General features: G+C 42.1%; 13 protein-coding genes and 1 pseudogene. 10 read left to right on the top strand and 4 right to left on the bottom strand.

Annotation, left to right across the window (positions count from 1 at the left end; translation table 11 throughout):
- Nucleotides 1-320: 320 nt before the first annotated feature.
- Nucleotides 321-539, bottom strand: coding sequence for a hypothetical protein (locus DLM75_RS23260; protein ID WP_118970906.1), 219 nt, complete (start codon nt 537-539; stop codon nt 321-323).
- A 1,153-nt stretch (nt 540-1,692) separates the two neighbouring features.
- Here DLM75_RS23260 and DLM75_RS23270 point away from each other — a divergent pair.
- Together DLM75_RS23270 and DLM75_RS24770 are read left to right on the top strand one after the other, a co-directional pair.
- Nucleotides 1,693-2,229 (top strand): DUF1564 family protein, encoded by a 537-nt coding sequence (locus DLM75_RS23270; RefSeq protein WP_277738628.1) that lies wholly within the window; start codon nt 1,693-1,695, stop codon nt 2,227-2,229.
- A 146-nt stretch (nt 2,230-2,375) separates the two neighbouring features.
- Nucleotides 2,376-2,954: a DUF1564 family protein gene (locus DLM75_RS24770; RefSeq protein WP_147456696.1), complete on the top strand. Its 579-nt coding sequence runs from the start codon at nt 2,376-2,378 to the stop codon at nt 2,952-2,954.
- On the opposite strand, the pseudogene DLM75_RS25100 reads toward DLM75_RS24770, so the two are convergent.
- Nucleotides 2,870-3,242, bottom strand: a pseudogene (locus DLM75_RS25100) (transposase); the annotation flags it as partial. The gene DLM75_RS24770 and the pseudogene DLM75_RS25100 sit on opposite strands and share 85 nt — an antisense overlap.
- 149 nt (nt 3,243-3,391) lie before the next feature.
- On the opposite strand from DLM75_RS25100, the gene lsa26 reads away from it, so the two are divergent.
- Entirely contained in the window at nt 3,392-4,132 is a 741-nt protein-coding gene (lsa26, locus tag DLM75_RS23285; RefSeq protein ID WP_118970910.1) for a surface adhesion protein Lsa26, read from the top strand.
- 91 nt (nt 4,133-4,223) lie between these two features.
- Here the strand turns inward: lsa26 and DLM75_RS23290 are convergent, their stop codons facing one another.
- Nucleotides 4,224-5,981, bottom strand: a complete 1,758-nt coding sequence (locus DLM75_RS23290; RefSeq protein WP_429945611.1) for a M23 family metallopeptidase — start codon at nt 5,979-5,981, stop codon at nt 4,224-4,226.
- A gap of 101 nt (nt 5,982-6,082) precedes the next feature.
- Between DLM75_RS23290 and lptE the strand changes: the two genes are divergently transcribed.
- The 5 genes from lptE to DLM75_RS23315 all read left to right on the top strand — a co-directional run bounded on the left by lptE (nt 6,083) and on the right by DLM75_RS23315 (nt 10,377).
- Nucleotides 6,083-6,643, top strand: coding sequence for an LPS assembly lipoprotein LptE (gene lptE / locus DLM75_RS23295; RefSeq protein ID WP_118970912.1), 561 nt, complete (start codon nt 6,083-6,085; stop codon nt 6,641-6,643).
- Nucleotides 6,644-6,674: 31 nt separating this feature from the next.
- On the top strand, nt 6,675-7,157 hold the full coding sequence (locus tag DLM75_RS23300) for a Fur family transcriptional regulator (protein ID WP_118970913.1): 483 nt from the start codon (nt 6,675-6,677) through the stop codon (nt 7,155-7,157).
- Nucleotides 7,154-8,278, top strand: a complete 1,125-nt coding sequence (tgt, locus tag DLM75_RS23305) for a tRNA guanosine(34) transglycosylase Tgt (RefSeq protein ID WP_118970914.1) — start codon at nt 7,154-7,156, stop codon at nt 8,276-8,278. The genes DLM75_RS23300 and tgt overlap by 4 nt, the downstream gene beginning before the upstream one ends.
- A gap of 70 nt (nt 8,279-8,348) precedes the next feature.
- The gene (locus tag DLM75_RS23310) at nt 8,349-8,684 is read left to right on the top strand and encodes an STAS domain-containing protein (protein ID WP_002745051.1); all 336 of its coding nucleotides are present in this window, start codon (nt 8,349-8,351) and stop codon (nt 8,682-8,684) included.
- Nucleotides 8,685-8,730: 46 nt separating this feature from the next.
- A complete protein-coding gene (locus DLM75_RS23315; RefSeq protein WP_118970915.1) occupies nt 8,731-10,377 on the top strand; it encodes a lipoprotein LipL71 in 1,647 nt (548 codons plus the stop codon).
- Between the two features lie 111 nt (nt 10,378-10,488).
- On the opposite strand, the gene DLM75_RS23320 is transcribed toward DLM75_RS23315, so the two are convergent.
- Nucleotides 10,489-10,881 (bottom strand): DUF2628 domain-containing protein, encoded by a 393-nt coding sequence (locus tag DLM75_RS23320; RefSeq protein ID WP_277738629.1) that lies wholly within the window; start codon nt 10,879-10,881, stop codon nt 10,489-10,491.
- 514 nt (nt 10,882-11,395) lie between these two features.
- On the opposite strand from DLM75_RS23320, the gene nadC reads away from it, so the two are divergent.
- Together nadC and DLM75_RS23335 are read left to right on the top strand one after the other, a co-directional pair.
- Nucleotides 11,396-12,310, top strand: coding sequence for a carboxylating nicotinate-nucleotide diphosphorylase (gene nadC / locus DLM75_RS23330; RefSeq protein ID WP_118970918.1), 915 nt, complete (start codon nt 11,396-11,398; stop codon nt 12,308-12,310).
- A 2-nt stretch (nt 12,311-12,312) separates the two neighbouring features.
- Complete coding sequence (locus tag DLM75_RS23335; RefSeq protein WP_118970919.1) at nt 12,313-14,337, top strand: RelA/SpoT family protein; 2,025 nt, start codon at nt 12,313-12,315, stop codon at nt 14,335-14,337.
- The last annotated feature ends 1 nt before the right edge of the window (nt 14,338 follow it).

Here is a 14,338-nt window from a genome sequence, read left to right on the forward strand (position 1 = left end):
AGATTTCAAATAGGACAAACTCTCTATCGCAGTTTATATGTTGTAAAGGTATATCAATTCAATCAAAGCCAAGCTACACAGAGCTTGGCTTTTTTCATTTCAAGCCTGAACTGAAATCAAAACAATGAATACATATTTGAAAACAAAGTAGAGGCGAACTAAGTATATCTTTGTCGTACAGGACTCACGAAGGCCAGGACATTGAAGTCTGGATTTTTGTGCTTTAGGGGGAAAAGGAATCGAAATGTCTAAAATGTTGCTTCTATGATTTTCCCCTCGGGCGTGCGAGGAAGATATTGCGTTCATACAAACAAAACTATTTATTTGGCTCGGCTAAATTTCAGACCGAGTGAATGTTTAAATAATTTACCAACACGCCAGCGACTTGGATCTTTTGGATAATCTTTAAAGATGCCAATATCCTTCAATGGACCATGATCATTTTCAATGCGACTCGTATTGATTCCATTTTTGTTTAAGCGTTCCTGAGCCTGCAGTTCAACTCCGCTTGTGGAGAATAGACTTTTAAATAAATTCAAAATTCAGTGGAATTCTCCGCCTTTAAAGAATCAAACAAGGACAAGCCTGAACTAAATTCTCGAGCTCGATTTGGTCCGGTCAAAAAAGTTAGGTGAAGTTTTTTCGGTATTTTGGGACTCATGGACTCCACTATAGGCGAAATTAAGAATCATGAAGGTCATTCGTTCAATCGAGATAGAGTGGGACTATTCTTTTGCTGAAAAGACATTTCAAAAATTCTACATTCGAACCGGTTTTTAACCGTCCTATAAAGGGAGGCTTGATTCTTTTGAATCGAAAAACAAGGTAAAGCATGAATCCTAAATTCTTCAAATACTTGTATTTCACGATCGGTGTTTGAAGTTGTTTCTTTAAAAAGCGTGGCTCATTCATTTTAGCAAATCGCCGAGTTTTGCATAAAAAAAATCTGAATCTCCATTCAATTCCTAAAAACTAAGGAAGAGCGTTCCGCTTTTATAAAGAAGTGAATTCAAAGAAGATGAATTAGAAAATCACATGACGGATTTAATAAGGTAGTTTTTTAGAAAATTATAATTGATTGTTTTTAGAACTCCAGTTTATCCAAGGCATTTACCTTGTAAGTCGTTCTTTTTTTATCATGTTTCTTTCTTACAAAGAAGAATTCACTTTTTCTGTTTTTCTCTCGAGAATGGTCAATTTTGATCGAGCACTCAAATTAAACGGAGATTTTCTATCGCTGATCTAAATACCATTTCGGCAAATCTCAAATTATTGATCTGATGCTATTCCAAAGTGCTCAATCGAAGGTAATTCGAGCTGGCAAATCTAGGAAAAGATATAAAGAATCATTCGCTAAGAAAATTTAAATGAGCAAACTGACACCGAAGGTTGGTTTCATCCGAGATCGCTATCGATCTTGGAAAATTATGGCGAACTCATTTCTACTTTAATAGATTTTCAATTTCCTCAGTTCATTGCGTTTTTTGTTTCAAAGTATAATTTGATGTCTTTGCATAGGAACGAATTTTGGTAGAATTGAACTTTTGGCCGAAGTTACGACCATTCTTTTTTTCAAAGCGAAATTCATCTTAGAAAAAAAAGTGCAAATTTTAACAGGAAACATCCTATACCTAAACTCGAAAGAACTGTTTTCAGTATGGGGAAATAAAAAAATCTAACTCCGTAAGTCACATTCGACCACTTTCCAACAATCGAGGAAGCAAAGAAACAGGGAAGAATTCCAAATCAAAGCGAGTTTCCACATCGGATCTTTTGATTCCAAAACGACATCTTAAATCTTTGCAAAGGAAAATTTTGAAGTTTGGTTCTCTAAAGAAATTTCTTCATTTTCTACTCCTAACGAATCGTTCAAAGTTTCGATCGCTCTGTATCATTCCAAAGAATGAAAAAACAATTTATCAAAGTATAAATCAGGACTTAGTGCGATTTTCGTTTCGACCTGATTCTGCCGATTGGGCGGAATTACGAGTTCTCGCAAGATATTATGGCCTTTCGATCTGCAATTTGTTCGTCATTCTCCTAGAGATTGGAGAGGAGGGATCGTCTTCAAGCGGGTCCCCTCCTTTTCTCCCCTACAAAGCCAAAAGTTTGGACAGTAAAAGAAATGAGATGACCTTGATTCAAAGGATTCTACCTGGAAGAAGGTATATTTCCTTTTCCCTTTTTCTTAGAGGGAATTTATCGAGAAAGTTTGCTTCTGATTCTTAATCCTCCTAAGACCGGGTGTTCGCAAATTTTGGCTGGTCTTCCGTCCCAAAAAAATCATAGAAGAATGGCCCTTAAAAAAATTGAAAAAGCACAATTTTTTTTCTGAAAATCGCTCTTCGTCGAAACTTCTCGGAACCGGAATCGGTATGAGGACAAAAAAAGAAAAGCAACCAGTCAGACATCTAAGGCTTCTAAAGCCGCACCGTTTAAGTAAAAATCTTTCCATCGAGAAAGATTTTACCGTTTCAAAATCCGGAGGCGATACGAAGAAAATCGGATCTCCTTCTGATTTAAATGTTCCGGAAGAATTGATTCCTTACCTGGAAAAAAGAATTCAAAAAGCGGGTTCGCTCCGGATTCTTCTGAACCAATGTCTTCGGAGAAAAACTTTCTTGGGATTGATTCAGTTTCATTTTCCAAGGAAGAAAATCGGGTATCAAAAGCAGAAACTCCAATTGGTGAGATTCTCCTTTCGACCCTTTGAGGAAGATTGGATAGAACTCAAAAGACTCTCTTTTTTTCATGGAATTTCTATGTGCCGGATGTTCGTAAAACTTTTGGAAATGGAATTTGTTCCCCCGAATTCCAACCGCCTTCGGCTTCCTGAATTCGCTGAGGAAAAAATTCCATCTCCCACAGTTCCCCTCATTTCCACTGATCAGCACATCCAAGCCGAAGACTTGAGCATTCTTCAAGAAGGAGAATTCATTCAAATAGCGAGTTGAGTTTTCGGGAAGGATAGAATAGTACGAAGTAAAGGCTGTCTTGAGTAGGCGGTGAAATCCCTCAGATACAGCATTTGATACCCCATGCTTGGACCATCGATCTTTAGCCCATTTGTAGCGAATGTCTTTTGAGCGAGCAGAATGGTTTACGGATCGATGGTTAGAGTAGATTCCCCAAAGCCAAGGATACCCTTCATCCGTCATGAGTGGCGTATGTAAAGGGAGGTGATCCTTGATGATTGGTCCTAAGGTGTTTGCCTTTTGATTTGGAACAGAATGAAAGAAGACAGAGACCTAAAAAACTTTCATAAAAGAGGAACTTCCTTGACCCTTCTTCAGATCTAAATTTGAGAATATAGTAAATATTTTCTTGAAACTGAAGATTCCGGTCTTAGAGTGTTCGAATCTTAGTCATTAAGAAAATTTTGGAGTGTAGGATGTTCCGAGAAATGAAAAGAATTTTTGCTTTAACTCTTATTTTTAGTTCGTTGTTTTTTTCTTCTTCTTTGTTTGCGGCGGGGACTTATTCGGAAGGTTGGGCGGTTGTAAAACTCATTCAATTTGAAAGTCGTGGTGTTGTATTCGATTCTCATGAAGGCCTTCTTGAATTTACCACTTTTGACAAAGCGGAAAAATGTGAAGCTTCGAAAGACGAATGTTTTGCACCGCTTAAAGAAAAGGTTGAATTTAGCGTTCGTCCGGAAAATGGCGAAGTTGTAAATTTTTTGAACAACAACTTGAATCAAGAAATTCTGGTTCATTATAGAATTCACCGATTTGAACCAATTGCACTTTCAACTGATTTTGAGGTGATTGGAGCGATGAAACAATTGCCATCCTTTCCGAAAGACGCGGTCGATAAGATCATAGTAGAAAAGTCCGGTGCGAAACGGAATTTCTCCGTTGCGGGAAGAATTCTAAAATTAGAATACCAAGGAACCATGATTGGAACCTATGAAGGTCTTTACTTAGATGAGGTCCGAGGGAAAGTTCATCCTTTTTCCATTACAAATGAAACAGTCGCAACCTTTGCTTGGGATACGATGAAGTTCGGGACGAAATACTTTCTCGGAGTCTCTGTCGCGTTTGCTACCGGTTGGAGAAAATCAGATTTTGATATTTTCGAGATCAATTACAAAGCTCCTGCTGGTGGTGCTTATCCTGAATTGAAGAAGTGATTTTGAAATAGAGATATTTTTCTTAAAAGAGGACGGAACTCCGCCTTCTTTTAAGAAAAAACGCTTCTGGAACGAAGGTAGAATGTAAGAATTATCCCTTCTCTTTCTCTATGTATTTTTCGAGATCGATCAGGTCCGTAAGCCAATCGGAAACATTTCCTGCCCTGTCCTTGATTCTTGCTTGGAGGAGGAGTCGCCTCTTGTATTTCCCGAAAACTTTCGGAATTTTTACAAGGATCATCTTTCGATCGGATTCAAATTCATAAGGATACGTTTCTCCATCCAATAAGATTTCCGCCCCACCTCCGTAGCCCGAACCAATGTCCGATACGGAATACATTCTTTCTATGATAGAATTTGGACGGATCTCCGTTTCAAATCTATGACGGGAGATCAAAAAGGGATGTTCAATCTTCGGTTTTGAACGGTCTTCCAGAACAGCGACGATTCCTATTTTGTTTAAAATGGCGTTCATTCCGTCAACCGAGGGCGTAGTTTTCAGAACTCCCCATCGTTTTGTCCCTTCTTCAAAAAGGTAAAGATTTTCTCCTTTTCCTAATCTTCGTCCTTTCCAGAGAAATTTCGCTTCTCCGGACCAACTTATACCGGTGGATTCGATTTCAATCAAATCACTCTTAAGAATCAATCCTTCCGGTAAGATGAAATCGGCCGGTCTTCCGACCTTTTCAAAGAGAATATTACCTTTCCCGAAAGTGTTTCCTTTCGGAGTAAGAAGAGAAAATCTTCTCTCGGGTGAAAAAAATTCGTTGGAAGTGGTTTTTTCAATTCTTCCTTTCGATCCCGTATTGAGAATTCGGAGTTTCAAAGAAGAGATATTGCCCTCTTTGTCCCCCGCAATGATTTCGAGAGGAATTTCTTCTCCCTCTCGAAAAAGTTTCAGGTCGATACTCGGTTTGAGCGTCGGAAAAAGATTGTAAACATAGACGGGTGGGTTGAGAGAAGAACGATTGGAATCGTAAATGGATTGGTGGTCTCTCGCCTCCGCATAACTCATTTTTTCAAATTTTCTTTCGTATAGAATCTGAAGTCCGGAAAGAAGTCTCGCGAAATAGACGTTATTTTTGTTCCTCGAATTCATCCTATCAAAGGCGCCTAACTTAATTCGAACTTCTCCTCCGACTTTGAGCGGTTCCGGATCGTTTGTCTCGTAAACCCCATTCTCTTTTTTTATCAGAGGAATTCGAAACTTCTCTCCGTCGGACGAATCAACGTACAAAACCAACATTTCGGGCGGAGTTCCGTCCCTATCCGTCATTCTTAAATAAGCGAGCGGATTGAAGATGTCCCCATTCCCATGGAGTTCAAAGTGTAGATGTGGAACACCGGTTCCGGATTCTCCAATCCTTGCGACTGCTTGACCTTGTTTTATCGAAAATCTCTGATCGGAAAATTTGACCGAAAAAATTCCGTCGCTCAGAAGATGAAGCGCCTGTCTGAGATTCTCCAATTCTTTCTTTGCACCTTCTAAATTGAATAGGTGGGCGAACTTTGCCCGCAACCCGGAAGGAGAACGGACCATCAGATTTAGGCCGTATCCGGTCGGTGATTCTGAAATCGATTCTACAAATCCGTCAAAGGGCGCGATGGCCGGAAGACCGTTCACATGAAAGGTTTTAAAGTCCGCTCCCATGTGCAAGTGGTGCACTCTGTATTCGGCAAAGGAACCGGAGATCGGAGTCTGAAACTCCATCGGAAACCGAAGTTTTCCCTGAAGTTCGGGAAATAAGAGAAGTTCTGGACGGTCCTCCGCGCTCAGCGCGCTCAGCGCACTCAGAGCAAGGAATAGGATTCCACAGAAGAAACCTTTAAAAAGAAAGAATCGATTCATCCTCCCAAGAAAATGGAATTGAATTCGGAATTTGTAAAGCCGAAAAGCACATCCGAAAAATCTCTTGCCCGGAGGTACGACCAAGAAAGATCCTTCTAACTATGTTCTTTGGCCGTCTGGCATTTTCGATCCTAACGATCCTCTTCCTTTTTTCCTGCACGTATTTTACGAGAGAACCGAGAAACCCTCCTAAGATCGACGGGGTTCCGATTCCCGACGATCAGAGAAGACTCTACGTTCAAAATTTCCGAAACAATTCTTATGGAATGGGAATACAAACTCTCCTTACCGAATTGGTTCGTTCGGAGATCGATTCGAGAGGAAGATTTATCCAAACGAGAGAGAAGTCACTCGCGGCCTATCGCCTCTACGGAGAAATCGTTCACTATCAGCTTGTTGGAAATCTCTTGGATCAAGGAGGGCAAGCGATCTCCCGAGAAATGTCCGTCATCGTCCGACTCGAACTCCAGAAAGCCGGGGGACAAAAAATTCCCTTGGAAAGAGAGGAGATTCAGGTTAGAATTATGTTTTCAGATCAAGTTGGATTTCGCGAGAGCGAGAGCCAAGCCCAGTCCCGTCTCCTAAAAATCATGGCAGTCCGAATCTCCGAAGAGATGGAAAGAGCCTGGTATTTTTCTATTGCCGGAAAGATTGATCCCTGATAATCTTGACCCGCCCCTTGAGTAATCTCTTATGAACCGAGAAAAACAAGAAGCCATCTTAAACAAAACAGAACCCGCCGTCCGCATGGAAATGCAGACGTTTTCAGAATACCTTCAGAAAGAAGGACTCAAGATCACCAGTCAGAGAATGTTAGTTGCGGAGAGAATTTTTTCTCTTCACAATCACTTCACTGCGGAAGGCCTCTTGGAAGAATTCAAGGACCAAAGAGATCAAATCTCTAAGGCAACGATTTATAGAATTCTTTCGATCATGGTCTCCGCAGGTCTTCTCCAAGAACATAACTTCGGAAAAGATTACAAATACTACGAACATATCATCGGACACAAACACCACGATCATATCATCTGCACAGTCTGCGGAAAAATTGTAGAATTTGTAGACGAAAGAATCGAACAGCTTCAAGAGCAAGCGGCGAAAGACAATGGATTCCGAATCACAGGTCACAGTTTAAACATCTACGGAACCTGTAGCGAACACACTTCCGGTAGATGATATTTAGAACTACTTCAGAAGATCCAAACACTCGAGCACGAACAGGAATCCTCGATCTCAACGGAGTGAAACTGAACACTCCCGTCTTTATGCCGGTCGGTACTCGAGGAGTTGTCAAAACCCTCGATACGGAAGATCTGGAAGAACTTGAGTATTCTCTAATATTAGGCAACACATATCACCTCTATCTTCGTCCGGGAACTTACGTCTTGGATCAGTTCGGCGGATTGAAGAAGTTCATGACTTGGAAAGGAGCTCTTCTCACGGACAGTGGAGGATATCAGGTCTTTAGTCTCAATTCTCTCTTTAAATATGAAACGGACGGCGTTCGCTTCCAATCTCATATCGACGGAAGTCGTCATTACTTTACACCGGGATCGGTGATCGACGTGCAGAGAAGTATCGGCTCTGATATCATGATGGTCTTGGATGATTGTGCACCTTTTGATTCGAGCCCGGAACGTCTGAGACAATCTCTGGAACGAACTCATCGTTGGGCAGAAATGTCCGTCGAACACTGGGAAAAGAAGAAGAATTCTCAGCATCTCTTCGGAATTTTTCAAGGAGGAATCGATCTGGATTCACGTCTTGAAAGTTTGAAAGCAATCGCATCATTGCCGTTTGACGGAATCGCGATCGGCGGACTCTCCGTCGGAGAACCAAGAAAGGATTTTATACGAATCTTGGACGGAATTTCTTCTCACACAGATCGAAGTCGGCCTCTTTACTTGATGGGAGTGGGAACTGTTCCCGATATTTTGGATGGAGTGAAGAATGGAGTCGACATGTTTGACTGCGTCCTTCCGACCAGAAACGCGAGAAACGGACAAGTCTTCACATCTTTAGGAAAGGTGAATCTCAGAAATGAGAAATGGAAGAACTCCGACGCGCCGATGGACCCGAATTGTCAGTGTAAGGTTTGCAAAAGATACAGCATTGGTTACATCAGACATCTTCATCACGTCGGAGAGATCACTGCATTTTCTCTTTCAACGTTTCATAATTTGTTTTTTATGAAAAACTTTCTCTCTGAGATTCAAAAATCCATTCAGGCTGGAGAATTTTTAGAAACGTATGCCAGATGGAAAAATTTGTACGAAAAGCCTGAATTTTCCGGTTGACTATTTAAAGAATCGCCTTTCCTTTAGTAGAGCTGGCCGGAAAGAGACAGAAAGGAGTTGCTGATTATTTATGGAAATAACCAGAAGAGAAAGCGGGAACATTGTGATTCTGGACATAAACGGAGAGATCGATCTCTACAATGCCCCAGAGATAAAAGATGTAATCGCTAAACTCATCGAGGAACAAAAATATTATACCATTATCAATTTGGAAAAAGTTTCCTATATTGACTCCTCTGGTATTGGTGCACTGATTTCCAGCCTTTCCAACCTGAAAAAGTATCAGGGCGGATTAAAAATTATCAATGTCTCCGGATCGGTAAGAAAGGTGTTCGAGCTCACAAAGCTAACTTCTTTCTTTGAGATTTTTGATAACGAAGCTGAGGCAGTGTCTGCCTTCAAGTAAGATCGGATTCTTAATTTATCCTACCTTTTCTGAACCTGGTGCCGCAATGAAATCAATCCAAAGAAAAATATCCTCCGCTTTTATAATTTTACTTACGGGCGTCCTAATTGCCTGTGGTGCTGAACTTCCGATTCAGGAGTTAAGTGACGCAAAGAATTCGATTACGAGAGCAAAATCTGCCGGTGCGGAAAAATACGCACCTGCGGAATTAGAAGAAGCTCGTAAGAGTCTATTGAACGCGCACCAGAAAGCTTCCGAAGAAGATTTGGCGGAAACAAAAAAGTCTGCCGAATATGCGAGAGCGAAAGCGTTAGACGCTTCCGAAAAATCCTTTCCTTCCGCTGTTGACGAAGCAAGAAAGGAATCTACTTCCTCGATCGATTCTGCGGACGAAGCGTATGCGGCTCAGTTGGCATCGGAACCTTATAATTCTGCGGTTCAGCTTCGTAAAGAAGGAGACACGCTTCGGGAAACTGCGGATAGAACCTTAGAATCGTATCCAAGAGAATCCGGAGATGATGCAAAGTTAAGAACTCGTCTGGCCGCCTTTGATCAGTATGAAGCATCACGTCAAAAATATGCCGATTCCAAAAAAGCCGCGGATGAATCGAAGGTGTTGGCTCTTTCTCAGAAACAACAACTCATCGATTCTCTTGCCGATATCGAAAAAAATCTAAACGACGCGGACAAGTATGCGGAAGGGAAAGATCCTGAAGTTTCGGAAACAAGAAATCGTCTCGATTCCGCTAAGACAAAGATTGAAGACGGAAAAATCAAAGACGGCTATGCCGATATTGATGAAATCCGTAAGAAGTCCGGAGAACTCGTAGCAAAAAATATCAAAGCGTATGCAGAAAAGCAAAAGGAACTCGCGAAACAAAGTATCGCATCCGCCACGACTAAATTAGCATCTTTTGATAAAACAAAAATCAACGCTTCCAGAGATTTCCAAGTATCTTACCAAAGAGCGGAAGAGAATCTAAAGGCCGCAGAAGAATCCAGAGTTTCCGCTGAAGATCTTTATTCATCTGAAAAATACGAAGATTCCATTGCAAGGTCCGAAGAAGCCATTCGTCTTTCCAGAATTGTGGTCGATCAGTCCGCCGAACTCGCTGAGAGAATGGAAAGAAAGACATCCAGTGATAAAGTTGCTAACCGCGATACGAAAACCGGAAAAGATGGAAAAACCGACAAAACGGAAACCACGGATGGAAAGAATTCTTCTCAAAAATGGGGAGAAGATGGTCTTCCGGAAGGTTGGAAACGTTATGTGGTTCGTAAAAAAGTTCCGGCGGATTGTCTCTGGAGAATCGCAAAGGACAAGAGACACTACGGAACTTCGAAACTTTGGAAGAGAATCTACGAGGCGAATCGTGGAAAGATCAGAAATCCAAATCTGATTTTCCCAAAACAAGTATTACTCATTCCTCCAGCAAAAGGACCGACGAAGTTTGATAAAACTAAGGCCCCTAGCAAGAAAAAACCGGCCGCGGCAGAAGAAGTAGAGGCTATTGAACAAAATCAAAAGCCGGCAACTACGGAAGAAGCAGAGCCTGAAACCGGCGGTGAAGATGCAGAGAGCAAAAAGAAGAATGAAGTGAAGGAACCGGAAACATCCGGGGACGAAGCTGGTTCGGAAGCGGCTCCTGAAGAAGAAAACGCCGAAGAGGAAAATCCGGAAAATCTACAGTAAGAATTTCGGTCTTCTGTTGGTGAAGGCTTGGTCTGCGACCAAGCCTTTTTTGTATCCGGAGTTCCGTCCACTTTTTCACGGCAATGTCCGCCTCGCGAAGGAAAGCCGTCCTTATTTTACAATTTCGAAAATTATGCCGATCAATATCGGAAGTCCGGCCAGGACGGCGGCTCCTACGTTGGTCCCACCTTGCTTTTTACATTCTTCCAATTTTTCCATCTCATTCAATTTCGAATCTTCTTCTATTTTTTGAGTTTTCTTCGAAATAAAATCCAAGTAAGTAAAATTCCCCATCAGACCAAAGACCAGACTTCCACCTCCAAAAGCGGAATTTGGAATTTCTTTTTCAAAGAAGTATGTCGCAACAATCGAAGCGCCTATAATCAGCGCGAAGTAAATGATCGAGATCAGATACATCTTCCGATAAGAATACCATATCGGACCTAAGAGGATGGCCGCCCAATTCCACGAATAGATTTTCATAGAAGATGAACTTTTTTTCATCTTTCCCCATTTCTTAAAATAGTATTCGGCTTGGTTTCCAATAAATTCGCGATTTTGATCTTTCTCAAAACTATTCAAAAGGCTCTCTAATCTTTCTTTTCCTTTACCTTTCACAAAAATCTCCTCTTTCCTTTTTTCGAATGATCGGCGTTATTCTTGCAACCGAGTTTTTCTTTTTTTTAAAATTCCTAAATTTCGCTCTTTTGTTTCGCGTTAGATCCACTCAAAGAGTGTTTCTAGGAGGAATCTCTTTCTCGAACGGAAGCCGGTTCTTAGAAGGATTCCTCGGAGAATTTTACGATCGACCTTTAAGAATTTTCCGGAAAATTGTTCTCCACGATCCCGCCTTTTTGTTTTCGGAATTCCTAGAGAGAATTTCCATTCTCCCTTTTGAAGAAAATTTTTGACATTCTCAGGCGAATTCTTAAAATTTTCGCTTCTTTGATTTCCGGAGACGGAGCGGTTCACCGAAGAACGGTTTCTTATTTTGTCATTCTCCTTGAAATTCACTTGATTGTGGCTTCTAAATTGGAAAACATTCTTTTATATTGAAATGAAGCGCGCTTATATTCATCCTATTTCCTCCGTTACCTATCAAGATTATGAAACCTTGGTTTCCCTCGCTTGGCAAGAAGACTGTCCCGATGAGGATATTACTTCCGTGTCCCTTTTTTCCCCGGAAAAAAGAGCGCGAGCGAGTCTCAACGCGAGAGAACCCGGAATTCTTTGCGGATCCGGTGTATTAGAAGTATTGAATGTTCTTTCCGGCGATTCAATCCGGTATGAATTCTTTAAAAAAGATTCGGAAGCGTTCGCAAAGGGTGATACGCTGTTAAAAATCGAGGGAAGTTTGATCGGAATTCTTCGCATCGAAAGGATTCTTTTGAATTTTCTCCAATATCTTTCCGGAATTTCTACGCGCACCGGAGAAGTTGTCTCCAAATACGGGAAAAACGGTCTTATGATTTTGGATACGCGCAAGACACTTCCGGGTTATAGAAAACTCGCTAAATACGCGGTCTTCTGTGGAGGCGGGAGCAATCACAGGCTCAATCTTTCGGAGATGGCAATGATCAAAGACAATCATCTCGCGATGTATTCTTCGGCGCATGAACCGGTAAATACGATTAAGACCAAATTTCCGGGAAGACTCGTAGAAGTGGAAATCGATTCTCTCTCGCAACTCGAAGATGCAATCACTTCGGGCGCGGACGTGATTCTACTGGATAACTTTTCCTTGGAAGATTCGAAGGCCGCATACACGGTTCTTAAACAAAAGGCTCCGAATCTTCAGATCGAATTCTCCGGAGGGATCACTCCCGAAAAGTTGGAAGCGCTTTCGGAATTTTCCGGCGCCGGTGTGAGCATGGGATATCTCACTCATACGACTCGTTTTCTAGATCTCGGTCTGGATATAGAACACGATTAAGAATGGGATTTGTGAAAGCACCGGCATCCAAAGAAATGCTCTTAGAAGGCGTCCGAGAAACTCTCGGCGACAACGCCTACGAATCCGTCTTAAAGGCGTATGACGTTTCAGAGAGGGCACACCAAGGACAATTTCGTCTTTCGGGTGAACCCTATATCGTTCATCCTCTCCAAGTCGGTTATCTTCTTTTTGAACTCGGTTTAGACGAGAAAGTGATCTGTGCAGGTCTTCTTCACGACGTGATCGAAGACACCGAATATTCGAGAGACGATATGATTCGAGATTTCGGAGAAGATATCACCGATCTCGTGGAAGGTGTCACGAAAATTTCGAAGATCAAAAGTCAGTCGAAAGAAACCGAGGCGGCGGAGAACATCCGTAAGATCATCGTCGCTACGATCAAAGACATCCGAGTCATTCTTATCAAGCTCGCTGACAAAACTCATAATATGAGAACCCTTTCGTTTCAACCGGCGGAAAAACAAAGAAGAATCGCACAAGAAACACTTTCCCTCTATGCCCCGATCGCGGGGAGACTCGGAATTTATAAAATCAAATCGGAACTCGAAGACCTCGCGTTCCAGATTCTCAATCCCGAAGAATATCAGGAAGTTAAGAAGAATATCAATTCCAAAAAATCCGAACGGGAAGGATTTATTGAAACTCTGAAAATCATTCTTCTTCAGAGACTTTCCGAAATTCAGATCGACGCGGACGTGGACGGAAGAGCGAAACATTTTTATTCCATCTATCGTAAGATGAAACTCAAAGAAAAAACCTTTCACGAGATCTTCGATCTCCGAGCGATTCGAATCATCGCAAACGAAGTGAAGGATTGTTACGGTGTATTAGGAATCGTGCATACTCTTTGGAACCCGGTTCCGGGTCGTTTTAAGGATTATATCGCAACTCCTAAGACGAACATGTATCAATCCCTTCACACGACTGTAATCGGGCCGGACGGAAAACCTCTCGAGGTTCAGATTCGAACCAGAGAGATGAACGATATCGCGGAATACGGGATCGCCGCACACTGGATGTACAAGGAAGGAAAACCTTCCGCGACCGGAAAAAGCGTCAAAGTGAAATGGCTGGAACTTTTGAGTTCTTGGCAGGATTCCGCTCTTGATCCAAAAGAATTCGTAGAAGAATTAAAATACGATCTTCACGAGGACGAAGTCTTCGTCTTTACTCCGAAAGGCGAGATTCTTCAGCTCCCGAAAGGTGCGACAATTTTAGACTTTGCGTTTCGGATTCATACCGATGTCGGTTTAAAAGCGAAGGGGGGAAGAATCAACGGAAGAATGCTTCCGCTTCGCACGGAGATTCGTTCCGGAGATCAGATCGAAATCATCACGGACAAAAGAACAAAACCTTCTCCGATTTGGCTTCGGATCGTAAGAACTCCTTCCGCGAGACAAAAACTCAGAGCATACTTTCGAAGACTCAGAGAAGAAACCAAAAAGGATCTTCAACAAGAGGCGGAGTTCGCCGCCGAGATTACGCTCAACGCGGACGTCCTCGAAGAACTGAAGAAAAAACCTTCTTCCAGGCCTACGAAACAAGTCGACTTGGCCGCGGGGAAGGTCGTAGTCGCGGGTCTTCGTGGAATCCCTGTTCGTTTATCGGGTTGTTGTTCTCCTCTTCCGGGTGACGAGATCATTGGCTTCGTTACGAGAGGTCGAGGGGTGAGCATTCATAAAAAAGGATGCACCACCGCAAAACAACAGGAACAAGAAGAATCCATGCGTGTCATCACGGTCGAATGGGATTACGGTCAGAGCGAATCCATTCCCGTTTTGATCGAGGTCAAGTCGAAGGATCGTCAAGGTATCTTTATGGAGATCGTAAAATCCATTTCCAATACACAGACGAACATTCGAGAATCCAAAGCCTCGACGGATCAGAGAGGAAATCTCGTTGCCAGCTTCGAAGTGGAAGTGGAACATTTGGATCAGCTCAAGGAAATTCTGAGCAATCTAAAACAAATCCCGGACGTTTATCAAGCTCATCGAATTAAAAATTAAC

The organism is Leptospira stimsonii (genome assembly GCF_003545885.1).
GTDB lineage: Bacteria > Spirochaetota > Leptospiria > Leptospirales > Leptospiraceae > Leptospira > Leptospira stimsonii.

Bases quoted from the DNA above. Each gene is read 5' to 3' on its own strand.
- DLM75_RS24770 (WP_147456696.1), top strand. From the start codon at position 2,376: ATGAGGACAAAAAAAGAAAAGCAACCAGTCAGACATCTAAGGCTTCTA.
- lsa26 (WP_118970910.1), top strand. From the start codon at position 3,392: ATGTTCCGAGAAATGAAAAGAATTTTTGCTTTAACTCTTATTTTTAGT.
- DLM75_RS23290 (WP_429945611.1), bottom strand. From the start codon at position 5,981: ATGAATCGATTCTTTCTTTTTAAAGGTTTCTTCTGTGGAATCCTATTC.
- lptE (WP_118970912.1), top strand. From the start codon at position 6,083: ATGTTCTTTGGCCGTCTGGCATTTTCGATCCTAACGATCCTCTTCCTT.
- DLM75_RS23300 (WP_118970913.1), top strand. From the start codon at position 6,675: ATGAACCGAGAAAAACAAGAAGCCATCTTAAACAAAACAGAACCCGCC.
- tgt (WP_118970914.1), top strand. From the start codon at position 7,154: ATGATATTTAGAACTACTTCAGAAGATCCAAACACTCGAGCACGAACA.
- DLM75_RS23310 (WP_002745051.1), top strand. From the start codon at position 8,349: ATGGAAATAACCAGAAGAGAAAGCGGGAACATTGTGATTCTGGACATA.
- DLM75_RS23315 (WP_118970915.1), top strand. From the start codon at position 8,731: ATGAAATCAATCCAAAGAAAAATATCCTCCGCTTTTATAATTTTACTT.
- DLM75_RS23320 (WP_277738629.1), bottom strand. From the start codon at position 10,881: ATGAAAAAAAGTTCATCTTCTATGAAAATCTATTCGTGGAATTGGGCG.
- DLM75_RS23335 (WP_118970919.1), top strand. From the start codon at position 12,313: ATGGGATTTGTGAAAGCACCGGCATCCAAAGAAATGCTCTTAGAAGGC.